Source organism: Microbacterium sp. Root322 (assembly GCF_001425645.1).
GTDB classification, from domain to species: domain Bacteria; phylum Actinomycetota; class Actinomycetes; order Actinomycetales; family Microbacteriaceae; genus Microbacterium; species Microbacterium maritypicum.
In genome coordinates this window covers 648,910-671,988 of the sequence record NZ_LMCS01000001.1, presented here as the reverse complement: position 1 = coordinate 671,988, position 23,079 = coordinate 648,910, and the positions used below count along the sequence as shown (strand labels likewise).

Sequence of the window (23,079 nt, the reverse complement as noted above, 5' to 3'; positions counted from 1 at the left end):
GGAGTGCTCACCGGCGCGCGGCGTCAGGTCGTCGGGGCCGTCCGCAGCTGAGCGGATGTCTCGTGCCCGAGCGCGCGCAGATCGGGGCGGTCATCGCTCGAATGGCAGAGGATGATCGAGATCGCGGCCGCCCAGGCGCGTGCCCGCACCCAGGTCTCCTCGGCGTATCGGCGCCCCGTGGCTCGGCGGAACACATGTCGGCCTTCCGCGTCGAAGGCGAGCCATCCTGCAGCGAGGTCGTAGGCCGGGTCGCCGGCTGTGACGTCGCCGAAGTCGATAAGCGCCGACAGCCGATCACCGTCGACGAGGATGTTCCCGGGGTGCAGGTCGCCGTGGATCCAGACGGACTCGGTCGCGGGGGCGGCGTCGAGCCCGGTCTGCCAGATGTCGGCGAGATTCTCGGCGATCGTCTCGGGAAGGTCTGCGAGGCGGGAGCGGATGCTGTCGTCCCGCACCGCCAGCGGCACCCCGCGGACCGGGTTCCGGGGTGCGTCTGCAGGTGCATCCCGGTGGAGGGTGAGCAGGACGGCAGCGAGTTGAGCGGCCCAGACGGTGTTGTCCCGACGGGGGCGACCGAGAGTCTGGCCGCCGGGCAACCACGGCACGATCGACCAGGGCCAGGGGAAGTGCGGGGTCGGCGAACCTGCGAACACCGGTAGGGGCGTGCGGACGTTCGCCGCGGCCAGGTGCATCGCGATCAAGGGGAGCGCACGCTGCTCGTGCCGGATCAGCGGCGCCGCCTGGAGCCGGCGGGGGATGCGCACCGCGAGATCCGCCCCGAGACGCCACGTGACGTTGTCCCATCCCTCGGCAGACCGCGTCAACGGAAGTGCCGCCAGCTCCGGTGCGACGGTGCGGACGAGTTCGCGGACGTCGCGCTCATCGAGTGCGACCTCCGCGCCGGGGGAGTCCGCCATGCTCAGAGATCGAGGGAGTCGCCGGGCTCCAGCACGAAGAACTCGCCGCCGCCCTGTTCCGTTGCCCACTGCAGCCGCTGCCTGTGCATGTTCTTCCCGATCACCGACAGCGTCATGTCATGGGTCCCGAAGGAGCGACGAGGGGCGACCGCGAGCACGAAGTCCATCGCCTCGCCGATCTTCAGCCAGGGAGCGCCGAGCGGCGCGGCGAGAGTGCCGACCGCGACGCCCTCGGGGACCGCGTAGGAGTCGCCGGGGTAGTAGAGCTCGTCGTTCACGAGCACGCCCACGTTCTCGACGGTCGGGAGGGAGGAGTGGATGACTTCGTGGGTACCCCCGAAGAATCGCAGGGTGAATCCGCCGACGTCGACGGTGTCGCCGGGAGAGACGACGGTGATGTCGTATCCCTCTGCGGCGCGGGCGACGCCGGCGGGGGCGAAGATCGGCGTGCCGGGTGCCGCGCGCAGGAGTCTGTCGAAGTGGTCGGCCGTCCAGTGGTCCGGGTGCTCATGGGTGATCACGATCCCGACCAGATCGGCGAGGTCGTTCAGGGGCGTCGTGAACGACCCGGGGTCGATCAGAAGGGTCTTCTCGTTCGCATCGAGACGGAGGGCGGCATGTTCGAACTTGGTGACGCGCATGGGAAGAGTCAACTCCTTCCGCTCGCCCACGGCAAACGTATTCGGCGTCGGATTCGGTGCGCCACGCCCGGGATTCAGGAGAGGGTGGCGTCGATTTGGCGCAGTGAGAATCGCCGTGGCATACTTGAACGGTTGTCGCGGGACGGAAACGTTCCGCCAGACGGCCCCATCGTATAGCGGCCTAGTACGCTGCCCTCTCACGGCGGTAACGCGGGTTCGAATCCCGCTGGGGTCACACAACAGAGAAAGCCTCCGGTTCGCCGGAGGCTTTCTTGTTTCTCCCCCCTCAGTGCCGGGGATTCAAGGACAGGGTGCGGAACGTCCGGTTCCTCAACGGCAGGATCATCAGGGCCATCATCGCGCCCCCGAAGAGTGCGAACGGCACCCCGACGGTCGTTGCCGATGCGAGGGCGCCGAAGCCGGCCATCGCGAGCGGCATCAGACAGTCGTCGCCGAGGCGCGTGAGCGCGCCCATCCGGCCGAGGTAGGCCGTGTCGACGGTCGCTGAGAAGGTGGCGCTGAGCAGCACCGAGGCGTATCCCGCGGTCGCACCGATCACGAACGCGGCTGCAGCGACGGTCCAGGCCGGACCGAACCCGAGCGCCACGATGCCTGCCCCTTGCACGACCAGCGCCCAGAACCCGGCGCGCGCCTCGTGACGTGGCCGCCACTTCGCCACGGAGACGGCCCCCAGCGCCGCGCCGACACCGAGGAGCGCTTCGAATAGCCCGACCGCCTGAGCGCCCCACCCCTCGTCGTGAGCACGGAGGGCGAGTCCGAGCCCGATCGCCGGGCCGACCGCCAGATTCAACCCCGACAGTGCGATCACGAGCGTGCGGGTCGTGGGGTTCACGGAGAGATGGGTGAACCCGCGGGCGATGCCGCGCAGCGCGGACTCCTTCTCCGCGCGGGCGAGGCGGAAGCGCGGGCGCAGCCAGATCGCGATGAAGGCGACCACCACGGTGAAGGTCAGGGCGTTCACCGACGCGCTTGCGGCAAGGCCTGCGTGCGCCACGACGAACCCGCCTATCGCTGCACCTCCCATGGTCCCCAGGCGTGACGCCGTCTGGGCCGCAGCTCCGTAGGCCGGAAGATCGGCGGCTCTGACCAGCTGGCGGGCGATCGTGCCGGCTGACGGTTCGTAGAACGCATCGCATACCCCGAACGCGATGGCGGCGAGGAGGAGGACCGCGACCGAGGGCGGTGTCGTGAGCACCCACACGGCCACGGCGACCAGGACACCGACCCGGAGCACGTTGAACGCGAGCATGATGCGGCGGGCGTCCGCACGGTCGGCGATCACCCCTCCGAACAGGAGGATCACCGCGCGGGGCACCGTTCCTGCGGCGACGATCAGCCCGGCGACCGCGGGGGAGGCGACCTGCACGGCCGTCCAGGCGAGGGCGATCGTCCACAGGGCGTCACCGGCATCGGAGAGCGCCTTCACACCGATCCATGCATGCGCGAGGTGGTCCCGGCGGAACGCAGGAGGCGCGGTCACCTCGACGGGCTCGCTGACCGTCGCCATCACGGCTCCGTGGGGAAGGCGTGCGCGAAGACGAAGACGGGGACGCGCTCCTGACCGTCGTCGAGGTCGATGCCCTCCTGCCACTCGCGGATCGTCCCGAGGATCCGCGCGGAGAGGTCGCGCAGCTCGTCGGCCGATGCCCAGGCGGTCGTCTCCGTGTTCGAGCCGTCGTATCCCGCGTACGCGGGGTCTCGGCGACTGCGGTGCCAGCGCTGCAGCCGGTCTATCTGCATCCGGATGCCCTGCCGCTGGGCTTCGCGCGCGAGCAGGGCATCGGCGGGGGAGTCCGCGTAGTCGTCGGTCGACCAGGTCAACCCGCGTCGAGCCACCTTCCACCAGCTGGTGCGCTTGTCACCGGCGGGATCCGGTGCGCGTTCGACGACGCCTGCGCGCTCCAGCATCCGCAGATGATGGCTGATGCTGCCGACCTGGCTGTCGAGTGCGCGCGCGATCGCGGTGACCTGTGCGGTGCCGTACAGGAGCAGATAGTCGTAGATGCGGCGGCGCAGCGGGTGATGCACGGCGGTGATCACGGAGATGTCTTCCACGGGGGAAGACGCTAGTCCCGAGGTGACAGACGCACAAGACTTCTTGTATACCTCGGAATATCAACGAGAAGGCTCGCCCGCAAGCATCCGGGCGAGCCTTCTCCTACGGGGCGGCGTCAGTTCTCTTCGACGGATGTCCCGCTTGAGGATCCCGCGGCGTCACGGCGGTTGCGACGCGTCCGGCGCAGGAGCCAGACGAGGAGCACGACCACCCCGGCGAGTGCGAGCCACGGGAGGATGAAGCCGAGGGCGATGACCAGTGCGTTCAGCGACACCACGAGACCGTTCCAGCCGGCCAGCAGGCCGTCGCCGAAGCCGGCCGGGTCAGCGGTCGTCGGTGCGCTCGCCTTCGTCAGCTGCACCTGCAGGGAAGACATCGCGACCTGGTCGTCGAGAGCGGCGAGCTGCTGTTCGTAGGATTCGAGCTGGGCCTGGCGGTCGGTCAGTGCGACCTCGGCCTCGATCAGCTCGGACACGCTTCCCGATTGCGCCATGAGCTGCGTGAGCCGCTCGACCGATGCCTTCGTGGAATCGACGCGGGCGCGCAGATCGATCGCGGCAGACGTCACGTCCTGCTTCGACGTCGACGACGAGAGCACCTCTCCGGTGTCGGCGAGAGCGGCGATCACGTCGGGAAGATCCGCCGACGGCACCCTGATGCCGACCCAGCCGTACGCCGAATCGGCGGTGTCGGTGGCGGGATCGGTGCGGCCGTCGAGCGGGACCGACTTCCCGATCTCCGTGCTCTCGACGTAGCCGCCGTGCTCCTCGGCGAGGGCCGCGATCGCCGTCGCCGCCTCGGGGATGCTCTTCACCTGAACGGTCGCCTGCGCGGTGGCGATGATCTCGCGCCCGCTCTCCGCGTCAGCGGCACCGGGGAGCGTCCCCGCGTTCGCATCGGAGCTCATGGCGCCACCGTCCGACAGCGACTCGGGAGCCACGCCCGTGAGCCGCTCGGGCGATGAGGGCGCGGAGTCGGCGACCGTGCCGCTGGAGAAGCCGATGCCTTCGGCCGTCACGGAGGTTCCCCCGCCTACGGCGCCGAGGATGGGGGGCGTCACGAGCACGCCGACCACGAAGGCCGCGGCGATGCCGCCGCCGGTGAGCCACCGCCGCCGACGAGCACGGGACTTGGCCTCGGCCGGGCGCGCCGGCGCGCGCTCGGAGGCGATCTCGGCGAAGACGGCGTCTTCGATACGGGCGATCGCCTCGTCCGAGAGGGCGGGCAGGTCGCTGCCGCTGGTCTTGTCGTTCATGCGTCTCTCACTTCCGTCACGGCGCCACGCAACTGCGTGCGTACTCGAGAGAGACGGTTCCTGACGACGGCGTGGGTCACCCCGAGCTCTTCCGCAGCCGCCTGATAGGCATAGCCCTCAGACGCGCACAGACGGAAGATCTCACGATCGAGTTCGCTCAACGTGCCCACTTCTCGGGCTATCCGCGCCGCCAGCTCGGCCGTGATGACCTGCTCCTCGACGCTCACCGTGTCCGGCAGCAGGGTCTCGTCCACGGCCTCGGCGGTGTGCGCCTGATCGCGCCGACGCTGACGGAGCCGGTTGGCTGCCTGGAATCGGCAGATCGTGGCCAGCCACGGCAGGATCGACTCGCCCTGGAGCTCGAGGTCGGGGATCTTCCGCCAGGCGACGACGAACGTCTCCTGGGTCACATCCTCGGCGTCGGACGGCGAGGCGAGGATGCCCTGCGCGATCCAGTACACGGGACGCACGTGTGCGCGGTACAGCTCGCGAAAGGCGTTCTCGTCGCCGGCCGCGGCCCGCGCCGCCCATCTCTGATCAGTTGTCTGCAGGGGCATCCTGGTTCCGTTCGGTGTCTCTCACGAGGAGAGTGTCGATCGATGCCCCATCGTCTCAGATCCGGTGCAGGGGATTGCGTGCGGGCCGCAGGGAGTTTCCGACGACATCCGTTCCCACTGATGCCACGGCTCCGGTAGCATTGCCCGGGCGAGAGGGAGTATCCCGAATCCGCGCGTAACGTCATCACGAGCACCGTCATCGCTGCTCCGGGCGCGCGCCGCACCTGTGTGCGGGGGAGAGACTTTCGACTCATTCCCGACCCCTCCGCGAAAGGTGCAGTGCGCCCTTGGAAATCCCCGTCTGGTTCGAGATCACCTCGATGGTCGTCCTCACGATCATCCTGATCGGCGACCTGCTCCTCATCCGGCTGCGGCCGCACATCCCGTCGACGAAGGAGTCCACTCTCTGGGTGGTCTTCTACGTCGGGCTCGCGCTGCTGTTCGCGGTGCTCCTCGGCAATGTCGGAGGTTGGCAGAACGCGGGTGACTTCATCACCGGATGGGCGTTGGAATACAGCCTCTCCATCGACAACCTGTTCGTCTTCGTCCTGATCATGGCCCAGTTCGCCGTGCCGCGGCGGCTGCAGCAGCAGGTGCTCATGGTCGGCATCATCATCGCGCTCATCCTGCGCGGCCTGTTCATCCTCGCCGGTGTCGCGATCGTCGAGAACTTCTCGCCGATCTTCTACATCTTCGGCGCCTTCCTCATCTGGACGGCGATCCGTCAGGCCATGCCGGACGGCGATCACGAGGGCGAGGTGCAGCGCGAGAACTTCATCGTCCGCCTGCTGCGTCGCCGCGTCGACATCAGCGAGACGTACGACGGTTCCAAGATCCGCACCACGGTCGACGGCAAGCGCATGTGGACGCCCATGGTGATCGTCTTCATCACCATCGGTGTCACCGACCTGATCTTCGCGATCGACTCGATCCCCGCGATCTTCGAGATCACCACCAACGGCTTCCTCGTCTTCTCGGCCAACATCTTCGCGCTGATGGGGCTGCGCCAGCTCTACTTCCTGCTCGGCGACCTGCTCGACCGTCTGCGCTACCTGCACTACGGCATCGCCGTCATCCTCGGTTTCATCGGCGTCAAGCTGATCCTGCACGCTCTGCACGTCAACGAGCTGCCGTTCATCAACGGCGGCGAGCACGTCGAGTGGGTGCCCGACATCAGCAATATGGTCTCCCTCGGCGTGATCCTCGCCTCGATGACCATCGCGACCGTCGCCAGCCTGATCGCCTCGTCCCGCGAGAAGCGCGCGGCGAGGTCCACGACGACCGTGGAGTGAGATCATGGCGGCATGACCCGCCACTGGACACCCCTCGCCGTCGTCTATCTCGTGCTGGCGGTGGTCGGTCTCATCGGCACCTGGACGTTCAACGTGCTGGCCATCACGCAGATGGTGGACTTCGTCGGCGATCTCGTCGGCAGCGGTCCGGCGGTGTCGTCGATCACGGTCGATCTCCTGATCGTGGCGATCGCGGGGAGCGTGTTCATCATCGTCGAGGCGCGACGGATCGGGATGCGGAGGGGCTGGCTCTATGTCGTGCTGTCCGGAGTGACGGCGTTCGCCTTCACCTTCCCGCTCTTCCTGGCGATGCGCCAGCGCCACCTCACCCGTCTGACCACAGAAGCTCGGCGTCGAGCGTGAGGTCGATGATCTGACGAAGCAACGCCCCCACCGTGGCGGACTGCAGCAGCGCGTATCTGTCGTAGTCGCCGAGGGGAGCGATCGCGGCGAGCTGCCACGCGGCGGCGATCGGATCGTCCGAGAGCTCGGTGTCGGCATCCCACTGCGCCTCGGGCGCGCGGGCGAGTGTCCGTCGCACGATCGCCTCCGCTTGCGTGCGCAGCGGGGTGAGCTCGTCGCTCCAGTCGAGTTCGGGCAGTGGCGTGACCTCGGCGCGGGGATAGGGGTCGTCATCCAGCCACTCATCGACCGTGAAGCGATCGGTGCCGACGGCGACGGCCAGCAGAGCGTCGGCACCCGCGGAGACGCTGACCAGCCGCGCCATCGTCCCGATGCGACTGCGCCGATCGCCACCGCCGACCTCATGGCCGCGTTCGATGAGCACGACACCGAACCGCGGGTCCTCCTCATCCAGGAGCCGCCCGATCATCGTGAGGTACCGCGGCTCGAACACGCGAAGCGGAAGCGGGGTGTGCGGGAAGTGCACCGAGCCGAGCGGGAACATCGGGATGGCGGTCATGGCACCAGTCAACACCGAGAGACGTAAAGTGAACAGATGCGCAGACCTCGCCCCCTCACCCCGTCCGCCGGGCAGGAATCCGTCTGGGACTATCCGAGGCCGCCGCGCGTCGAACCGGTCGCCGAACGCATCACGATCCGCCTCGGCGGTGACCTGATCGCCGACACCCGCGATGCCGTGCGCGTGCTGGAGACCAGCCACCCTCCCGTGTACTACCTTCCGATCGCCGACTTCATCCCCGGTGCGCTGGTGGAGGCCCCCGGCGCCTCGTTCTGCGAGTTCAAGGGCACCGCCCGCTACTTCGATGTGCGCGGTGGAGACACCCTTCGCCCTGGAGCGGCCTGGAACTATCCCCACCCGTCTCCCGGCTTCGAGGCGCTGACCGACCGGGTCGCCGTGTACGCGGCGCCGATGGACGAGTGCACCGTCGGGGACGAGGTCGCGGTCCCGCAACCGGGTGGGTTCTACGGAGGGTGGGTCACGTCTTGGGTCGTCGGTCCCTTCAAGGGCGTTCCCGGCTCCATGGGCTGGTGACGTTCGGCCTGACCGCCGCTCAGAACGCGCGCAGGTTCGCCTGCAGGCCGCCGTCCGCGTATTCACGACGAAGGACGCCTCGCCGGCGGAGCACAGGCACGAGCTCGTCGAGGGTGCGGTGCAGGGTGACCGGATGGAAGTCCCCCCACAGCAGGACGCCGTCGTTGCCCCATTCGCCGAGCTCTTCGATCAGGTCGGCGAACTCCTCGGCCGTTCCGACGAAGCCGGTGCGGTCCGAGATCCGACCCGCACGGGCGAGCGCGCTGAGGTGTGCGCGCAGCGGCGCCTCCTCGCCCCGGTCGCCGATCAGACGCTGGATGCTGCCCCGGGAGACGTGCGCACCGAAGACAGAGAGGTCGAGCGGACGGTCGAGGTCGAGCGACGTGAGATCGGTCTCGAGGTCGCTCGACTGCTTGCGGGCGATCTGCACGAGCGCGGCATCGTCGGGGTGTGCGGACGCGGCCACGATGCGGTCGGCCTCCTCCACCGACGAGGTGATCACGGGCTGGATGGCGAAGAGGATCTTGATGTCCTCCGGACGTCGTCCTCTCTCGGTCGCCGCGTCGTGCACTTTGGCGCGGTAGTCCCGCACGGACTTCTCGTTCAGCGGCGCCAGAGCCAGTTGGACGTCGGAGTTCGCGCCGGCGAAGCCGAGCCCTCGGCCCGAGCCGCCGGGTGAGACGATCGCGGGGTCCCCGTCGGTGAACGGCACGGCGTTGAGCGGGCCGTCGAAGGCGAAGTGCTCACCGCGATGCTCGACCGCACGCAGGCGGGTGCCGTCGGCGTAGACATCCGTCTCCCGATCAGCGAGGAGAGCGCCGTCGTCCCAGCTGCGCCAGAGGGCGCGGATGCCGTCGAGCCATTCCTCGGCGCGGTCGTAGGCCTCGTCGTGCCCGAGCTGCGGGGCCGCGGAGAAGTGCCGTGCGCTGCCGGTGTCGGTGACCACGTTGAGACCCAGACGATGGCCGCTGAGGTGCTGCAGCGTCGCGAACTGCCGGGCGGCCGTGTAGGGGAGGTACGCCGCGGGATTCACCGTCGGCACCACGCCCAGGTGCCTGGTCGCCTGGAACAGATAGGGAGCCAGCAGGAGCGGGTCGTGCTTCGGGCCGCCGAACGCGTGCCGGACGCGCAGATCGATCGTCGAAGGCGATCCCAGGGAGGGCGCATCCTCGATGATGACCAGATCGAAGCCGGCCTGCTCCAGGGTGCGCGCGGCGTCCTGATAGATCTCGGGGCGCGTCCAGTCGTAGTCCCATTCGAGGGACGGATAGCCCCAGCCCTGCGGTCCGAAGCCGCGCGCGAGGAACCAGCCGAAGTGCTGAGGGCGGCTCATGCCACCGTCTCCCGTACGTTCTGGAGCGCATGGGACAGATCCGCGATCAGATCGTCGACGTCCTCGATGCCGATCGACAGCCGCAGGGTGCCCGGCCGCACGCCGAGAGCCTCGCGCTCCTCCTCGGTGCGCTGGGCATGACTGGTGGTCCCGGCGTGCAGCACCAGAGAGCGCACATCTCCGATGTGGGTCATGTGGGTGAAGACCCGCACATGCTCGACGAATCGGCGTGCCGCAGGGAGCCCGCCCCGCAGAGTGAAGGTGAAGATCGATCCGGACCCGCCCTCGAGGTAGCGTTTGCCGACCTCGTGGTCGGGGTGCGAGGGGAGCCCGACGTAGTCGACGCTCTCGACCTCCTCGTGCCGTTCCAGCCACTGGGCGATCTGCAGGGCGTTGCGAGACTGTCGCTCGACCCGCAGGCCGAGCGTCTCGACGCCCTGTCCGATCAGGAAGGCGTTGAGAGGGGACGGCGATGCGCCGAATCGCGGGGCGACGGATTCGCGGGCGTAGGCGATGCGGGCGCGGCCCCCGTGGCGGGCGAAGGTGCTGGGTGCATCCCCCCGGCCGGGGAGGACGAGATGGGGCGCGTTGTGGCCAGCGAGAGCGGCGTCGAAGCGCCCGTCATCGATGATGACGCCGCCGAGCACGGAGCCGTGCCCGGCCAGGAACTTCGACGCGGAATGGACCACGATCGCCGCGCCGTGCTCGAGAGGGCGTAGCAGTGCCGGCGTCGCCAGCGTGTTGTCGACGATCAGTGGGATCGCGTACTCATCGCCGACGTCGCTGATGGCGCGGACGTCGAGCACATCGTTGCGGGCGTTGGCGAGCGACTCGGCGAACAGCGCGCGGGTGTTCGGGCGGATCGCTGCCCTCCAGGCATCCGCATCGGCGATGTCGTCGACGAACGTGGTCTCGATGTCGAGTCGAGCGAGGTTGTCCAGGAACAAGCCCCTGGTGCCTTCGTAGATGTGGGTGGACGACACGATGTGATCGCCCGCGCCGGCGACGGTCAGAAGGGCCGTCGCTACTGCTGCCTGGCCGCTGGCCACGAGCACGGCGTCGGCGCCGGACTCCAGGGCTGCGAGCTGGCGTTCCACGGCGCGCACCGTGGGGTTCCCTGTGCGGGTGTAGCCGAAGCCGGTGCCGGTGCTGAAGTGGTCGGCAGCGTGATCGAAGTCGTCGAACTCGAAGCCCGCCGTCAGGTAGATAGGCGTCGCGCGGGAGCTGGCCGTCTCCCGGCTTCTCGCCGCGTGGACCGCGCGGGTGGCGAAGCGGGCGGTGTCGACGGTCATGCGGTGCCTCTCGGTCGTTCGGGTGCTCAACAGAGTGTCATGACGGGTCGGAGCACGTCTCAGCGGTGGTAATCTGACGTCATGCGGACCGTGCTCCTTCTTCTTAGGCGCCGCGACGAGACCTCGTTCTGAGCCCCTCCTCGTCGCGGAGTCCACCGTGGGCCGAACCGCCAGCCACAGGAGACACGCAATGACCACCCCCGCAAACGGTGCCGATTCCGCACGCCGCAGGACTCTCGCCGAGAAGGTCTGGGACGACCACCTCGTCGTCAAGGGCGAGAACGGCGAGCCGGACCTCATCTACATCGACCTGCACCTCGTGCACGAGGTCACCAGCCCGCAGGCCTTCGATGGCCTCCGCAGCGAAGGGCGGCCGCTTCGTCGCCTCGACCTCACGATCGCGACGGAGGACCACAACACTCCGACGTGGGACATCGACAAGCCGATCGCCGACTTGACCAGCCGCACGCAGATCGAGACGTTGCGCCGCAATGCCGCCGAGTTCGGGGTGCGTCTGCACTCGCTCGGCGATGCGGAGCAGGGCATCGTGCACGTGGTCGGGCCCCAGCTCGGGCTGACCATGCCCGGCATCACCGTGGTCTGCGGCGATTCGCACACCTCGACCCACGGCGCGTTCGGCGCGATGGCGTTCGGTATCGGCACCAGCGAGGTCGAGCACGTCATGGCCACGCAGACCCTGCCGTTGAAGCCGTTCAAGACCATGGCGATCAACGTCGAGGGCACGTTGCGCCCCGGTGTGACGGCGAAGGACATCATCCTCGCGGTGATCGCGAAGATCGGTACCGGCGGGGGACAGGGCTACGTGCTCGAGTTCCGCGGCAGCGCCATCCGTGCGCTCTCCATGGAGGGCCGCATGACGATCTGCAACATGTCGATCGAGGCAGGCGCCCGCGCCGGCATGGTCGCCCCCGACGAGACGACGTTCGCCTACCTCGAGGGTCGCCCGCACGCGCCGAAGGGGCAGGACTGGGAAGACGCCGTCGCCTACTGGCGCACGTTGCCGACCGATGAGGGCGCGACCTTCGACGCCGAGGTGTTCATCGATGCCGACCAGCTCGAGCCGTTCGTGACGTGGGGGACCAACCCCGGTCAGGGCAGCTCCCTCTCGGCCGCCGTGCCCGACCCCGCCGAGATCGACGACCCGAATGAGCGCGCAGCCGCGGAGCGGGCGCTGGAGTACATGGACCTGAAGCCGGGGACACCGCTCAAGGAGGTTCCGGTGGACGCGGTCTTCATGGGGTCGTGCACCAACAGCCGCATCGAGGACCTCCGGGCGTTCGCGTCGATCATCGAGGGCAAGAAGAAGGCCGACGGCGTGCGCGTCATGGTCGTGCCCGGATCGGCAAGGGTGCGACTGGAGGCCGAGGCGGAGGGCCTGGACAAGGTGATCAAGGACTTCGGGGCGGAATGGCGTTTCGCCGGATGCTCGATGTGCCTGGGCATGAACCCGGATCAGCTGTCTCCGGGCGAACGCTGCGCCTCGACCTCCAACCGCAACTTCGAAGGACGCCAGGGCAAGGGAGGGCGCACGCATCTCGTCTCACCTCTCGTCGCCGCAGCGACCGCGATCCGCGGCACCCTGTCCAGCCCGAGCGACCTGACGGAAGGGTTCTGAATCATGGAGAAGTTCACCACTCACACCGGTATCGCCGCTCCGCTGAAGCGTTCGAACGTCGACACCGATCAGATCATCCCTGCGGTGTTCCTCAAGCGCGTCACCAAGACCGGATTCGAGGACGCGCTGTTCCATGCATGGCGCCAGGATCCCGATTTCGTGCTCAACCAGACAGCGTTCCACGGGGCCTCCGTGCTCCTGGCCGGCTCCGATTTCGGCACCGGTTCGAGCCGCGAACACGCGGTGTGGGCGTTGCGGGACTTCGGCTTCAAAGTCGTGCTGAGCCCGCGCTTCGCCGACATCTTCCGGGGCAATTCGGGCAAGCAGGGGCTGCTCGCCGCGACGATCTCGGAAGAGGATCTCGAGCGGTTCTGGGCCGAGATCGACCGGAATCCCGGGGTCCAGATGACCGTCGACCTCGAGGCGCGCACCGCCTCGATCGGTGACGTCCAGGCCGAGATCGGGATCGACGATTACACTAGATGGCGGCTCCTCGAAGGGCTCGATGACATCGGGCTCACGCTGCGCAACGAAGACAAGATCGCGCAGTTCGAGGCCCGTCGCGAGTCGTGGCGGCCCCGAACCCTTCCCGTTCAGTAGACGGTGGGGGCGGGGGAGCCAGGGGCAACCCGCCCCCGAAATCCGTAAATGAAGTGAGGCTCCGAATGACGACACCTGTGCGCGACGCTCTTCCGGACGGAGTCCCTGCACTCACCGGAGACGTCCTCGCCATTCGAGGCGGACGCCCGCTTCGCGGTCGGGTCGACGTCAAGGGGGCGAAGAACCTGGCGACGAAGGCCATGGTCGCCTCGCTCCTCGGCGAGACCGTGAGCACCCTGCGCGACGTACCGGCGATCAGCGATGTCGCCGTCGTGCGCTCGCTGCTCGAGGTGCACGGTGTGCGTGTGTCCGAAGGCGATGAGCCCGGTTCGCTGGTGTTCGACCCGAGCGACGTGGAATCCGCGCACTTCGAGCAGATCGACGCTCACGCCGGTGCCTCGCGCATTCCGATCCTCTTCTGCGGCCCGCTGCTGCACCGTCTCGGTCAGGCGTTCATCCCCGACCTCGGTGGATGCCGCATCGGTGACCGCCCCATCGACTTCCACCTGGACGCTCTGCGCAAGTTCGGTGCGATCGTCGAGAAGCTCCCCAGCGGCATCCGCCTCTCCACGGGGGGAAGCCGCCTGCACGGGGCGAACATCCACCTCCCGTACCCCAGCGTCGGTGCCACCGAGCAGGTGCTCCTCACGGCCGTGCGCGCCGAGGGCGTCACGGAGCTGCGCAACGCCGCCATCGAGCCCGAGATCATGGACCTGATCGCCGTGCTGCAGAAGATGGGCGCGATCATCTCCTACGAGCCGAACCGCGTCATCGTGATCGAGGGCGTCGAGAAGCTCCGCGGCTACGACCACCGGTCGATCTTCGACCGCAACGAGGCCGCGTCCTGGGCCTCCGCCGCGCTCGCGACCGATGGCGAGATCTTCGTCGGCGGCGCGAAGCAGCAGGAGATGCTCACCTTCCTCAACATCTTCCGCAAGGCCGGCGGCTGGTTCGACATCCAGGAAGACGGCATCCTGTTCCGTCGCGACGGCGAGATCAAGCCCGTCGTGATCGAGACCGACGTGCACCCCGGCTTCATGACGGACTGGCAGCAGCCTCTCGTCGTCGCCCTGACTCAGGCGCACGGCCGTTCCGTGGTGCACGAGACCGTGTACGAGAACCGCATGGGCTTCACCGACGCGCTGGTCAAGATGGGCGCCGACATCGTCGTGCACCCCCGAGGCCTCCAGGACGGTCCGCGTCGTGTTCCGCGTCGCGACCTCGAGCAGGCCGCGGTCATCACCGGTCCGACGCCGTTGCACGGCGCCGACATCGTGGTTCCCGACCTGCGCGGTGGCTACAGCCACGTGATCGCGGCGCTGACGGCCACCGGCGAGTCGAAGGTGTCCGGTGTCGACATCCTCAGCCGCGGCTACGAGAAGTTCCTCGCCAAGCTCGACGCGCTCGGCGCCGACTTCGACGTCATCCGGTGACCGCGGTGACGTCCCGGTCATCGGAGACGAAGCGGCCGAGCATCTTCTGGCCGCTCGCCGCGCTGATCATCCCTCCCGTCTCGCTGATCGCGAAGATCCGCGTGAGCGGTGCGGAGAAGCTGCCGCGCGAGGGATCGTACGTGCTCGCCCCGAACCACTACTCGGAGTTCGATCCGCTCATCGTCGCCGTCGCCGTGTGGCGGTCCGGTCGCGCGCCGCGCTTCATGGCCAAGGAGAGCCTGTTCAAGGTGCCGGTGCTCGGCTGGTTCCTGCATCGCACCGGGATGATCCCGGTCGCGCGCACGTCGTCGGCGTCGTCCGCACGGCAGACGATGAAGCAGTCCGAAGAGCTCGTCGAGCACGGTCGGGGCGTGATCGTCTACCCCGAGGGCACGCTCACGCGCGATCCCGATATGTGGCCGATGCGCGGCAAGTCCGGCGCGGTGCGTCTGGCCCTCGCCGACGGCATCCCCCTGATCCCGATGGCGCAGTGGGGTACCCAGGCGATCATGGGGCGCTACCAGAAGGGCCTGAGCCTGTGGCCGCTGCGCAAGCCGGTCAGAGTGCTCATCGGCGACCCCGTCGACGTCTCCGATCTGCGCGAGCGGGCAGGAGAGCCTGCGGCGCTCACCGAGGCGACGAACCGTCTGATGAACGCGATCACCGCACTCCTCGAAGAGCTGCGCGACGAGAAGGCACCCGCGGAGCGCTGGAACCCCGCGAGCCACGGACAGAAGGAGACCGGACGCCTTGACTCCTAAGAGAACCGCTGCGGCCGGGCCGCGGGCCGCGGTCGTAGGATCTGGCAGCTGGGGCACCACGTTCGGCAAGATCCTCGCCGACGGTGGCGCTCAGGTGACGATGTGGGCTCGGCGCCCGGAGCTGGCCCAGGAGATCAACGAGGCCAAGCGCAACTCCCGCTATCTGCCCGGCATCAACCTGCCGCGCACGATGGCGGCGACGCACGAGCTCGCAACCGCTCTGGACGGCGTGGACCAGGTCTACCTGTCGGTGCCGAGCCAGTCGCTGCGCGAGAATCTGAAGGCGCTGCGGCCGCTGCTCGCCGACAGCGACGCCAAGATCATCAGCCTCATGAAGGGCGTCGAGCGCGGAACCGGACTGCGCATGAGCCAGGTGATCCAGCAGGAGCTGCGCTGCGACCCCGATCGCGTCGCCGTGGCCTCGGGACCGAACCTCGCTCTCGAGATCGCCCGCGAGCAGCCGACCGCCGCCGTGATCTCCTCGCGCAGTCAGGAGACGGCGGAGATCGTCGCGCGCGCGGCTCGGAACAGCTACTTCCGCACCTTCGTGAACACCGATGTGATCGGCACGGAGTTCGGCGGCGTCCTGAAGAACCTGATCGCGGTGGCCATCGGCATCGTCGATGGCGTCGGCTACGGCGAGAACACCAAGGCGTCTATCATCACCCGCGGTCTCGTCGAGATGACCGACTTCGCGGTGGCGAACGGGGCGCACCCCGAGACGCTCCAGGGGCTTGCCGGACTCGGCGACCTGATCGCCACCTGTCAGTCGCCGCTGAGCCGGAACAACACCGCAGGGCGACTGCTCGGTCAGGGCTACAGCTTCCAGGACGTCGTGAAGCAGATGCAGCAGACGGCCGAGGGATTGGCCTCCGTCGCCCCCGTCCTGCAGCTGGCGCGCGAGGCCGAGATCGACATGCCCATCGTCGAGCAGGTGAAGATGGTGCTCGACGGCAAGATGAATCCGCGGGACATCGCACCGCACCTGACGACGGACGACGACACCCCGCAGGGTGAGAGGACCAACCATGGACAAGCAGACGGTGGTGGTGCTCTTCGGCGGGCGCTCCAGCGAGCATTCGATCAGTTCCGCAACGGCGGGGGGCGTGCTGGGCGCGATTGACCGCGACCGCTACGCCGTGATCCCGGTCGGGATCACCCGTGAAGGCGCGTTCGTCCTCGAAGACGACGATCCCGCGAAGTTCCCGCTCGACGCAGCGCACCTCCCCGAAGTGGTCGACAACGGCACGCGCGTGCTCTGGCCGGAGCCGGGCGGTGACCGCACGCTGCGCGTCGTGCAGACGGACGGCACCGTCGAGGGGCTGGGAGAGATCGACGTGGTGCTGCCGATCCTGCATGGACCGCACGGCGAGGACGGCACCATCCAGGGCTTCTTCGACACGCTGGAGGTCCCTTACGCGGGCGGTGGGGTCCTCGACTCCGCACTCTGCATGGACAAGCACTTCATGAAGATCGCGCTCGAGGCCTCTGGCATCTCGGTCGCTCCCTGGGTGACGGTGCGCCGCACGGACTGGGATCGCGATGCCGCAGTCGTGCGTGCGCGGGCCGCGGAGCTGGGCCTGCCGGTGTTCGTGAAGCCCGCACGTGCGGGCTCGAGCGTCGGGGTGTCCAAGGTCGAAGCCGCCGACGAACTGGACGCGGCCCTGGCCGTGGCCTTCGCCGAAGACGACAAGGTGCTGATCGAGACCGGCGTGAGCGGTCGCGAGATCGAGGTCGCGGTGCTCGAGAGCGCCGACGGGGTCCGGGCATCTCTTCCCGGCGAGATCGTGCTGACCTCGCGGGGCTTCTACGACTTCGAGGGCAAGTACCTCGGCGGCGACGGCGTGGATGTCGTGTGCCCGGCCGAGGTGACCGACGCGGAGCTGGCGGCCATCCAGCAGGCGGGTATCCGCGCGTTCGAGGCCGTCGACGGTCGTGGGCTGGCCCGCGTCGACATGTTCCTGACGCCGTCGGGCGAGCTCGTGGTGAACGAGCTCAACACGATGCCGGGCTTCACCCCGATCTCGATGTTCCCCAAGTGCTGGGTCGCCTCGGGCCTGAGCTACGGCGATCTGATCACCGAGCTCGTCGAAGCCGGTCTGCGCCGCTGAGCGCGCGGTTCCCCGCGGCGATCAGCTCGCGGGGAACTCGACGCGGTCCGTGCACTGTCCGGTCGCGGGCTGGAGCCCGGACTGGATGCTCGCGGAGATCTTGTCGACGATCGCCTGGAAGTCGATCTGCTCGCCGCGGCGGATGGTCACCTCGACCGCGGGGTCGCGTCCGAACGTGACCAGCCTCTGACGCTCCTCTTCCTGCTCGAGGACCAACCAGTCGACGCCGCCGAGGGTGGTGCACACGAGTGCAGACGGTGCGGGGGGCTCGACACCGCAGCGCAGCACGACGGTGGGGTCGCCCCAGGCACCTGTCGCCTGCGCGTCGGTCCAGACCCGATCGAATCCGCCGACGGTCTCCGGCAGCAGCACGGAGACGTTCGCGCATGCGGGGTTGTTCGCATCGGCGGCGGGTTCGAGGTGCACGGTGGTCGAGCAGCCGGCGAGCATCGCGGCCAGGGACACCGCGCCTGCGAGGACAGCGAGGCGACGGGAACGGGGCATGCTTCCAGGCTACCTTTGACAGCATGCCCTCCCGACCCGATACCGACGATCCGCGCCTGGGAGATGTGTCCGAGGGGCGTATTCTCCAGGCGATCCTGACCCGGACCCCCGCGGCCTCGCACACGCTGATCGGTCCGGGCGATGATGCGGCCGTCATCGCCACGCCCTCCGGCTCGGTGGTGGCGACGACAGACACGCTCGTGCACGGTCCCGACTTCCGTCTCGCATGGTCGAGTGGGTACGACCTCGGCTGGAAGGCTGCGGCGGTGAACCTCGCCGATGTGGCGGCGATGGGTGCCCGCCCGACCGCGCTGCTCGTCGCTCTGGCCGTCCCGCGGGAGCTGCGTCTGTCGTTCGTCGAGCGCCTCGCCGACGGCTTCCGCGACGCCTGTGCATCTCTCGCGCCCGGATGCGCTGTGGTCGGCGGCGATCTGACGGTGTCCGACGTGCTGACGGTCGCCGTGACCGCGCTCGGCGACCTGGAGGGGCGTGTCGCGGTGACGCGGAGCGGTGCGCGAGCTGGTGATGTCGTCGCGGTGGCCGGGGAGCTCGGGCACGCCGCTCGCGGTCTCGCGGTGCTGTTCGGGCGGTTCCGAGACGGAGATGTCCCCGTGCCGGTGGATCCGGCGAAGCTCGCTTCGGGCGAGAGCGCGGCGCTGGCGGCACAGCTTCGACCCGCACCGCCGATCGGCCTCGGTGCGGTCGCGGCCACGGCGGGCGCCACGGCGATGATGGACGTCTCCGACGGACTCGCTCTCGACGCACGACGGATGGCCGCGGCTTCGGGCGTCACGATCGCCCTCGACCGCTCTCTTCTCGGAGACGACCCGGAACGCGCGCTGGCGGGGGGAGAGGACCATGCGCTGCTCGCGACGTTCCCCGAGGGAACGCTGCCGCCGGGATTCCGCGTCATCGGTTCGGTTCGGGCTCGCGGAGAAGAAGACCTGCTCTGCGACGACCTTCCTGTCGACCTCTCCGGGTGGGACCCCTACCGGGACTGGGACTCGGTCGCCGGCTGATCGAGCCGCTCGGAGTCCTTCGCCTCCGGGGCGGGTTCAGCCCACCACACTGTGGTGTCGCCGTAGCTCTTCTCGCGGAACTGCTCCAGATTCGCTGCTCCGAAGTCGGGCGGCGTGGAACGGCTGGCCCGCTCGACGACCACCACGGCGTCCGCCGACAGCAGCGGAGCGAGCGCGACGAGATCCGCGGTCATGGCGGTGTCGTCGAGATCGTAGGGCGGATCGGTGAAGACGAGGTCGAAAGGTCCCGTCGCGCGCTGCAGGAACGCGTGCGCGGTGCTCTCGTGGACGCGACCGGGCGGCAGGCCGCCCGCCTTGGCGACGACGGCGGCGTTGCGTCGGACGATGGCCGCGGCCTGGCGTGCGTGTTCCACGAACTCGGCACTCGCCGCTCCGCGGCTGAGCGCCTCGAGCCCGAGGGCGCCTGATCCGGCGTAGAGGTCGAGCACTCTCGCGCCCTCGATCGCGCTCAGGGATTCCAGCGCGCCGAACAGCGACTCGCGCACCCGATCACTCGTGGGGCGTGTGCCCGAGCCCGGCACCTCGAGTCGGGCGCCTCGGGCGCTGCCTGCGATGATCCTCGTCACCCGTTCACGATACGACAGCCTGCGTGCCGGCTGTGTCCGTCGTGTTCCCTAGACTCGGAGCATGTCGCTCACGCTCGATTCCTCGCTGGAGGATGCGCTCGGTGCGGCGTCTGCCAAGACGCTCGGTCGTGCCTTCGGCATGCAGAGCGTCGGAGACCTGCTCGCGCACTATCCGCGCCGCTACGCCGACCCGGGCGAGCTCACGCCGATCCGCGACCTGCCCCTCGGAGAGACGGTGACCATCGTCGCCGAGGTGCTCTCCTCGAGCTTCCGTCGCATGCGCAACCGCCCCGGTGCCATGGTCGATGTCGTGATCGGCGACGGGATCGGACGCATGTCGCTGACCTTCTTCGCCAAGAACGCCGGTGCAGCCGAGTGGCGGTCGAAAGACCTCGCCGTCGGACGACGCGGTGTGTTCTCCGGCAAGGTCGGGGAGTTCAACGGGGTGACGCAGTTCGCGCACCCGGAGTACGAGCTGTTCGACGATGAGGATTCCGCTCGACGCAGTGCCGACGCGCGCGCAGCCGTGCCGATCCCGATCTATCCCGCGACCTCGACGATCCAGACCTGGCAGATCGCCAGGCTCATCGGTCGCGTGCTCGACGACCTCGCGGAAGCCCCCGACCCGTTGACCGCGGAGATCCGAGAACGCGAAGAGCTGCTCACCGCTCGCGAGGCTCTCGAACTGGTGCACCGCCCCCGCACCCGGAACGACATCGACCCGGCCGTGCGCACCCTGCGCATGCATGAGGCGCTCACCCTGCAGACGGCGCTCCTCCAGCAGCGCGACGCGATTCGTGCGCTCTCCGCCACGTCGCGGCCTGCGAGCGCGGGCGGACTGCTCGAACGCTTCGACGCGAGCCTCCCGTACACGCTCACTCCCGATCAGGAGACGGTGGGACGGCAGGTCGCCGCTGACCTCGTCGGTGCCTGGCCGATGAACCGTCTCGTTCAGGGTGAAGTCGGATCCGGTAAGACCCTGGTCGCCCTCCGGGCGATGCTGCAGGTGGCCGAGAGCGGCGGCCAGGCCGCACTGATCGCCCCCACAGAGGTCTTGGCCGGTCAGCATCTGCGCTCGATCGCCAAGATGCTCGGTCCCGATCTCGCGCCGTTGCTGATGCCGACGCTGCTGACTGGTCAGATGCCCGCGGCCGAGCGCCGCAAGGCCGCCCTGCGGGTCGCGTCCGGGCAGGCGCTGATCGTGGTCGGGACCCATGCCCTGCTGGGGGAGAAGACGACGTTCGCCGACCTGGGACTGGTCGTGGTCGACGAGCAGCACCGCTTCGGTGTCGAGCAGCGCGAGGCTCTGCGGGCGAAGGGCTCGAGTCCTCACGCCCTCGTGCTGACGGCGACGCCGATCCCGCGCACGGTCGCGATGACGGTCTTCGGCGACCTCGACACCTCTGTCATCCGCACCATGCCGGCGGGCCGCGCCGGCATCGAGTCGTTCGTGGCTCCGCTCGCGGAGCACCCCGGGTGGTTCAATCGCGTCTGGGAGCGGGCCGCGGAGGAGATCGCCCAGGGGCGGCAGGTCTTCGCGGTGTGCGCGGCGATCGACACGACCAAGAAGACGGCCGAAGCGGGGGAGCAGCCCGCGCTCGCGCCCGAGGGCGCCTCCGGGCCCCGCTGGGGCGTCGTCCAGCTCGACGAGGCTCTCGCGACCCACCCGACGCTCGGCGGGCTGCGGCGCGCCGTGCTGCACGGTCGTATGCCGTCGGATGAGAAAGACGCCGTGATGCAGTCCTTCGCCCGCGGCGACATCGACCTCCTCCTCGCCACCACGGTGATCGAGGTCGGCGTCGACGTGCCCAATGCGTCGACGATGATCGTCCTCGATGCCGACCGGTTCGGCGTCTCGCAGCTGCACCAGTTGCGCGGGCGAGTCGGTCGAGGCGGCGTCCCCGGGCTCTGCCTCCTCGTGACCGAGGCCGAGGCGGGGTCGCTCGCGCGGGACCGCGTCGATGCTGTCGCCGCGACTCTCGACGGTTTCGCCCTCGCCGAGGTCGATCTGGAGCTGCGCGGTGAGGGTGATGTGCTCGGGGCGGCGCAGGCGGGCGTCCGCTCTTCCCTCAAGCTCCTCCGCGTCGTCAAGGACGCCGGTCTCATCGCCCGGGCGCGTGAGCTGGCCGAGGGCATCCTCTCCGCCGACCCCGACCTGGCCGATCACCCGGGCCTTCGCGAGGCGATCGCACGGCGTGTGAGCGATGAGGATCGCGCGGCGCTGGCGAAGAACTGACCCGGAACCGACGTGCCCTAGGCTGGAACCATGAGCAGCCGGATCGCCGTCGTCCCGGGTTCCTTCGATCCGCCTACGCTGGGTCACCTCGATGTGATCAGGCGCGCGGCCGCTCTCTATGACGAGCTGCACGTGCTGGTCGTGCACAACCCGGGCAAGGAGGCGATGCTGCCGATCGCGCAGCGGCTCTCCCTGCTGGAGAAGTCGATCGCCGACGACGGCATGCAGGGCAACATCGTCATCGGTTCGTGGAGCATGGGTCTCCTGGTCGATTACGCCCGCGATGTGAACGCCGGTGTACTGGTGAAGGGCATCCGCTCCCAGATCGACGTCGCGTACGAGTCTCCGATGGCGATCGTGAACCGACACCTCGCCGGCATCGAGACCGTGTTCCTCCTGCCCGACCCCTCGCACGCCATGGTCTCCAGCTCCCTCGTGCGCCAGGTCGCATCTCTCGGCGGCGATGTGACGCCCTTCGTCCCCTCGGCGGTCGCGGCGTTCCTGGACACCGGGTCCCGCGGGCTCTGACTCCCTTCCCTGAACGCGCGGTCAGAGCGACCGTGAGCCCTGGCCGGTAGCATGGAAGCGTGCGCTCTCGAATGAACGGCCCTTTTGTGCTCCCTGCCCGCGACATCGTCCGGCGACCGGGAGAGATGCGCGAACACGAGTTCACCGTCGCTCTCTCCGAGGCGTGGGGTGAGGGGATCGTGTCGTACGAGGCCGGGTCCGAACTCGATCTCGATGTGCGGTTGGAGTCCGTCCACGAGGGCATCCTCGTGTCGGGAACCGCTGATGCGGAATACGCCGGCGTGTGCGGAAGATGCCTGATCGACATCACTCGGCCCGTCGAAGTCGAGTTCCAGGAGCTTTTCGCGTATCCTGGTGAGGAAGAAACTGACTTCGAGGTTCAAGACGACCACGTGGATCTTGAAACTCTCGTCAGGGATGCGGCCGTACTGGCACTTCCTTTTCAGCCGGTGTGTCAGCCGGATTGCCCGGGTCTCGACCCGAAAACGGGTGAACGACTGACCGTGAGCACCGGAACGGAGCAGGCCGCTCCCATCGATCCTCGGTGGAGTGCGCTCCAGAACATCACAGACCAAGACGGCACGGAAGAATCTCGTGCCGCCGAGAAAGAAGAGAGCTAGTCATGGCTGGTAACCCCCCGAAGCGCAAGGTATCCCGTTCGAACACCCGCTCGCGCCGCGCGCAGTGGAAGGCGGCGCCCGTAGCGCTCGTCAAGACGATCGAGAACGGCCAGGTCGTCTACAGCCGTCCCCACCAGGCGAAGGTCGTCACCGACTCGCAGGGCACGGAGCTCTTCCTGGAGTACAAGGGCCGCAAGGTCGCCGACGTCTGAATCGCGTACGGT

General features: G+C 68.6%; 25 protein-coding genes and 1 tRNA gene. 15 read left to right on the top strand and 11 right to left on the bottom strand.

The annotated features are described in order from the left end of the window. Nucleotides 1-23: 23 nt before the first annotated feature. A complete protein-coding gene (locus tag ASC55_RS03245) occupies nucleotides 24-917 on the bottom strand; it encodes an aminoglycoside phosphotransferase family protein (protein ID WP_055872642.1) in 894 nt (297 codons plus the stop codon). 2 nt (nucleotides 918-919) lie between these two features. Next, nucleotides 920-1,558, bottom strand: a complete 639-nt coding sequence (locus ASC55_RS03240) for an MBL fold metallo-hydrolase (protein ID WP_055872641.1) — start codon at nucleotides 1,556-1,558, stop codon at nucleotides 920-922. A gap of 162 nt (nucleotides 1,559-1,720) precedes the next feature. On the opposite strand from ASC55_RS03240, the gene ASC55_RS03235 reads away from it, so the two are divergent. Further along, nucleotides 1,721-1,793 (top strand) — tRNA-Glu (locus ASC55_RS03235). A 51-nt stretch (nucleotides 1,794-1,844) separates the two neighbouring features. On the opposite strand, the gene ASC55_RS03230 is transcribed toward ASC55_RS03235, so the two are convergent. The 4 genes from ASC55_RS03230 to ASC55_RS03215 all read right to left on the bottom strand — a co-directional run bounded on the left by ASC55_RS03230 (nucleotide 1,845) and on the right by ASC55_RS03215 (nucleotide 5,447). Next, the gene (locus ASC55_RS03230) at nucleotides 1,845-3,086 is read right to left on the bottom strand and encodes an MFS transporter (RefSeq protein WP_055868598.1); all 1,242 of its coding nucleotides are present in this window, start codon (nucleotides 3,084-3,086) and stop codon (nucleotides 1,845-1,847) included. Then, on the bottom strand, nucleotides 3,086-3,634 hold the full coding sequence (locus ASC55_RS03225) for a helix-turn-helix domain-containing protein (RefSeq protein ID WP_055872638.1): 549 nt from the start codon (nucleotides 3,632-3,634) through the stop codon (nucleotides 3,086-3,088). The genes ASC55_RS03230 and ASC55_RS03225 overlap by 1 nt, the downstream gene beginning before the upstream one ends. Before the next feature lie 116 nt (nucleotides 3,635-3,750). Then, a complete protein-coding gene (locus tag ASC55_RS03220) occupies nucleotides 3,751-4,890 on the bottom strand; it encodes a DUF4349 domain-containing protein (protein WP_055872636.1) in 1,140 nt (379 codons plus the stop codon). Next, nucleotides 4,887-5,447 carry an RNA polymerase sigma factor gene (locus ASC55_RS03215; RefSeq protein WP_055872634.1) on the bottom strand — a complete coding sequence of 187 codons (561 nt, stop codon included), beginning with the start codon at nucleotides 5,445-5,447 and terminating at the stop codon, nucleotides 4,887-4,889. The genes ASC55_RS03220 and ASC55_RS03215 overlap by 4 nt, the downstream gene beginning before the upstream one ends. 287 nt (nucleotides 5,448-5,734) lie before the next feature. Between ASC55_RS03215 and ASC55_RS03210 the strand changes: the two genes are divergently transcribed. Together ASC55_RS03210 and ASC55_RS03205 are read left to right on the top strand one after the other, a co-directional pair. After that, entirely contained in the window at nucleotides 5,735-6,739 is a 1,005-nt protein-coding gene (locus tag ASC55_RS03210) for a TerC/Alx family metal homeostasis membrane protein (RefSeq protein WP_017830772.1), read from the top strand. Between the two features lie 12 nt (nucleotides 6,740-6,751). Next, nucleotides 6,752-7,102, top strand: a complete 351-nt coding sequence (locus tag ASC55_RS03205) for a DUF2834 domain-containing protein (protein WP_055872632.1) — start codon at nucleotides 6,752-6,754, stop codon at nucleotides 7,100-7,102. Here ASC55_RS03205 and ASC55_RS03200 read toward each other — a convergent pair. Beyond that, nucleotides 7,065-7,661 (bottom strand): LON peptidase substrate-binding domain-containing protein, encoded by a 597-nt coding sequence (locus tag ASC55_RS03200; RefSeq protein ID WP_055868587.1) that lies wholly within the window; start codon nucleotides 7,659-7,661, stop codon nucleotides 7,065-7,067. The two genes, ASC55_RS03205 and ASC55_RS03200, sit on opposite strands and share 38 nt — an antisense overlap. A gap of 36 nt (nucleotides 7,662-7,697) precedes the next feature. On the opposite strand from ASC55_RS03200, the gene ASC55_RS03195 reads away from it, so the two are divergent. Then, a complete protein-coding gene (locus ASC55_RS03195) occupies nucleotides 7,698-8,195 on the top strand; it encodes a DUF427 domain-containing protein (protein WP_055872631.1) in 498 nt (165 codons plus the stop codon). Nucleotides 8,196-8,214: 19 nt separating this feature from the next. Here the strand turns inward: ASC55_RS03195 and ASC55_RS03190 are convergent, their stop codons facing one another. Both ASC55_RS03190 and ASC55_RS03185 read right to left on the bottom strand, forming a co-directional pair. Then, nucleotides 8,215-9,528 carry an LLM class flavin-dependent oxidoreductase gene (locus ASC55_RS03190; RefSeq protein WP_055872630.1) on the bottom strand — a complete coding sequence of 438 codons (1,314 nt, stop codon included), beginning with the start codon at nucleotides 9,526-9,528 and terminating at the stop codon, nucleotides 8,215-8,217. Continuing rightward, nucleotides 9,525-10,820, bottom strand: a complete 1,296-nt coding sequence (locus ASC55_RS03185) for an O-acetylhomoserine aminocarboxypropyltransferase/cysteine synthase family protein (protein ID WP_055872628.1) — start codon at nucleotides 10,818-10,820, stop codon at nucleotides 9,525-9,527. The genes ASC55_RS03190 and ASC55_RS03185 overlap by 4 nt, the downstream gene beginning before the upstream one ends. 190 nt (nucleotides 10,821-11,010) lie before the next feature. On the opposite strand from ASC55_RS03185, the gene leuC reads away from it, so the two are divergent. From leuC to ASC55_RS03155, 6 genes are all read left to right on the top strand, one after another. Then, nucleotides 11,011-12,456, top strand: a complete 1,446-nt coding sequence (leuC, locus tag ASC55_RS03180) for a 3-isopropylmalate dehydratase large subunit (RefSeq protein WP_055872626.1) — start codon at nucleotides 11,011-11,013, stop codon at nucleotides 12,454-12,456. A 3-nt stretch (nucleotides 12,457-12,459) separates the two neighbouring features. After that, nucleotides 12,460-13,056, top strand: a complete 597-nt coding sequence (leuD, locus tag ASC55_RS03175; RefSeq protein ID WP_055872625.1) for a 3-isopropylmalate dehydratase small subunit — start codon at nucleotides 12,460-12,462, stop codon at nucleotides 13,054-13,056. A gap of 65 nt (nucleotides 13,057-13,121) precedes the next feature. Then, entirely contained in the window at nucleotides 13,122-14,489 is a 1,368-nt protein-coding gene (murA, locus tag ASC55_RS03170; protein WP_017830764.1) for a UDP-N-acetylglucosamine 1-carboxyvinyltransferase, read from the top strand. Beyond that, nucleotides 14,486-15,250, top strand: a complete 765-nt coding sequence (locus ASC55_RS03165) for a lysophospholipid acyltransferase family protein (protein WP_055868575.1) — start codon at nucleotides 14,486-14,488, stop codon at nucleotides 15,248-15,250. The genes murA and ASC55_RS03165 overlap by 4 nt, the downstream gene beginning before the upstream one ends. Further along, a complete protein-coding gene (locus ASC55_RS03160; protein WP_031206191.1) occupies nucleotides 15,240-16,373 on the top strand; it encodes an NAD(P)H-dependent glycerol-3-phosphate dehydrogenase in 1,134 nt (377 codons plus the stop codon). Before ASC55_RS03165 ends, ASC55_RS03160 begins: the two co-directional genes overlap by 11 nt. Next, on the top strand, nucleotides 16,279-17,361 hold the full coding sequence (locus ASC55_RS03155) for a D-alanine--D-alanine ligase family protein (protein WP_055868574.1): 1,083 nt from the start codon (nucleotides 16,279-16,281) through the stop codon (nucleotides 17,359-17,361). The genes ASC55_RS03160 and ASC55_RS03155 overlap by 95 nt, the downstream gene beginning before the upstream one ends. A 21-nt stretch (nucleotides 17,362-17,382) precedes the next feature. Here the strand turns inward: ASC55_RS03155 and ASC55_RS03150 are convergent, their stop codons facing one another. After that, on the bottom strand, nucleotides 17,383-17,865 hold the full coding sequence (locus tag ASC55_RS03150; RefSeq protein ID WP_055868572.1) for a DUF3515 domain-containing protein: 483 nt from the start codon (nucleotides 17,863-17,865) through the stop codon (nucleotides 17,383-17,385). Between the two features lie 23 nt (nucleotides 17,866-17,888). Between ASC55_RS03150 and thiL the strand changes: the two genes are divergently transcribed. After that, nucleotides 17,889-18,884: a thiamine-phosphate kinase gene (thiL, locus tag ASC55_RS03145; protein ID WP_055872623.1), complete on the top strand. Its 996-nt coding sequence runs from the start codon at nucleotides 17,889-17,891 to the stop codon at nucleotides 18,882-18,884. On the opposite strand, the gene rsmD is transcribed toward thiL, so the two are convergent. After that, nucleotides 18,854-19,471 (bottom strand): 16S rRNA (guanine(966)-N(2))-methyltransferase RsmD, encoded by a 618-nt coding sequence (gene rsmD / locus ASC55_RS03140; RefSeq protein ID WP_082524210.1) that lies wholly within the window; start codon nucleotides 19,469-19,471, stop codon nucleotides 18,854-18,856. The genes thiL and rsmD overlap by 31 nt on opposite strands. Before the next feature lie 61 nt (nucleotides 19,472-19,532). Between rsmD and ASC55_RS03135 the strand changes: the two genes are divergently transcribed. The 4 genes from ASC55_RS03135 to rpmF all read left to right on the top strand — a co-directional run bounded on the left by ASC55_RS03135 (nucleotide 19,533) and on the right by rpmF (nucleotide 23,067). Continuing rightward, entirely contained in the window at nucleotides 19,533-21,707 is a 2,175-nt protein-coding gene (locus ASC55_RS03135) for an ATP-dependent DNA helicase RecG (protein ID WP_055872621.1), read from the top strand. A 30-nt stretch (nucleotides 21,708-21,737) separates the two neighbouring features. Then, nucleotides 21,738-22,235 carry a pantetheine-phosphate adenylyltransferase gene (gene coaD / locus ASC55_RS03130; RefSeq protein WP_017830756.1) on the top strand — a complete coding sequence of 166 codons (498 nt, stop codon included), beginning with the start codon at nucleotides 21,738-21,740 and terminating at the stop codon, nucleotides 22,233-22,235. A gap of 71 nt (nucleotides 22,236-22,306) precedes the next feature. After that, nucleotides 22,307-22,855, top strand: a complete 549-nt coding sequence (locus tag ASC55_RS03125) for a YceD family protein (protein ID WP_017830755.1) — start codon at nucleotides 22,307-22,309, stop codon at nucleotides 22,853-22,855. Between the two features lie 2 nt (nucleotides 22,856-22,857). Next, on the top strand, nucleotides 22,858-23,067 hold the full coding sequence (rpmF, locus tag ASC55_RS03120; protein WP_017830754.1) for a 50S ribosomal protein L32: 210 nt from the start codon (nucleotides 22,858-22,860) through the stop codon (nucleotides 23,065-23,067). Nucleotides 23,068-23,079: the final 12 nt, after the last annotated feature.

Excerpts from the sequence above, each read along its gene's own strand:
- rpmF (WP_017830754.1), top strand. The coding sequence starts at position 22,858 with ATGGCTGGTAACCCCCCGAAGCGCAAGGTATCCCGTTCGAACACCCGC.
- ASC55_RS03205 (WP_055872632.1), top strand. The coding sequence starts at position 6,752 with ATGACCCGCCACTGGACACCCCTCGCCGTCGTCTATCTCGTGCTGGCG.
- coaD (WP_017830756.1), top strand. The coding sequence starts at position 21,738 with ATGAGCAGCCGGATCGCCGTCGTCCCGGGTTCCTTCGATCCGCCTACG.
- ASC55_RS03195 (WP_055872631.1), top strand. The coding sequence starts at position 7,698 with ATGCGCAGACCTCGCCCCCTCACCCCGTCCGCCGGGCAGGAATCCGTC.
- leuC (WP_055872626.1), top strand. The coding sequence starts at position 11,011 with ATGACCACCCCCGCAAACGGTGCCGATTCCGCACGCCGCAGGACTCTC.
- ASC55_RS03190 (WP_055872630.1), bottom strand. The coding sequence starts at position 9,528 with ATGAGCCGCCCTCAGCACTTCGGCTGGTTCCTCGCGCGCGGCTTCGGA.
- ASC55_RS03215 (WP_055872634.1), bottom strand. The coding sequence starts at position 5,447 with ATGCCCCTGCAGACAACTGATCAGAGATGGGCGGCGCGGGCCGCGGCC.
- ASC55_RS03220 (WP_055872636.1), bottom strand. The coding sequence starts at position 4,890 with ATGAACGACAAGACCAGCGGCAGCGACCTGCCCGCCCTCTCGGACGAG.
- ASC55_RS03240 (WP_055872641.1), bottom strand. The coding sequence starts at position 1,558 with ATGCGCGTCACCAAGTTCGAACATGCCGCCCTCCGTCTCGATGCGAAC.
- leuD (WP_055872625.1), top strand. The coding sequence starts at position 12,460 with ATGGAGAAGTTCACCACTCACACCGGTATCGCCGCTCCGCTGAAGCGT.
- thiL (WP_055872623.1), top strand. The coding sequence starts at position 17,889 with ATGCCCTCCCGACCCGATACCGACGATCCGCGCCTGGGAGATGTGTCC.
- ASC55_RS03155 (WP_055868574.1), top strand. The coding sequence starts at position 16,279 with ATGGACAAGCAGACGGTGGTGGTGCTCTTCGGCGGGCGCTCCAGCGAG.
- ASC55_RS03125 (WP_017830755.1), top strand. The coding sequence starts at position 22,307 with ATGAACGGCCCTTTTGTGCTCCCTGCCCGCGACATCGTCCGGCGACCG.
- ASC55_RS03230 (WP_055868598.1), bottom strand. The coding sequence starts at position 3,086 with ATGGCGACGGTCAGCGAGCCCGTCGAGGTGACCGCGCCTCCTGCGTTC.
- ASC55_RS03150 (WP_055868572.1), bottom strand. The coding sequence starts at position 17,865 with ATGCCCCGTTCCCGTCGCCTCGCTGTCCTCGCAGGCGCGGTGTCCCTG.
- ASC55_RS03200 (WP_055868587.1), bottom strand. The coding sequence starts at position 7,661 with ATGACCGCCATCCCGATGTTCCCGCTCGGCTCGGTGCACTTCCCGCAC.
- ASC55_RS03245 (WP_055872642.1), bottom strand. The coding sequence starts at position 917 with ATGGCGGACTCCCCCGGCGCGGAGGTCGCACTCGATGAGCGCGACGTC.
- murA (WP_017830764.1), top strand. The coding sequence starts at position 13,122 with ATGACGACACCTGTGCGCGACGCTCTTCCGGACGGAGTCCCTGCACTC.
- ASC55_RS03135 (WP_055872621.1), top strand. The coding sequence starts at position 19,533 with ATGTCGCTCACGCTCGATTCCTCGCTGGAGGATGCGCTCGGTGCGGCG.
- ASC55_RS03185 (WP_055872628.1), bottom strand. The coding sequence starts at position 10,820 with ATGACCGTCGACACCGCCCGCTTCGCCACCCGCGCGGTCCACGCGGCG.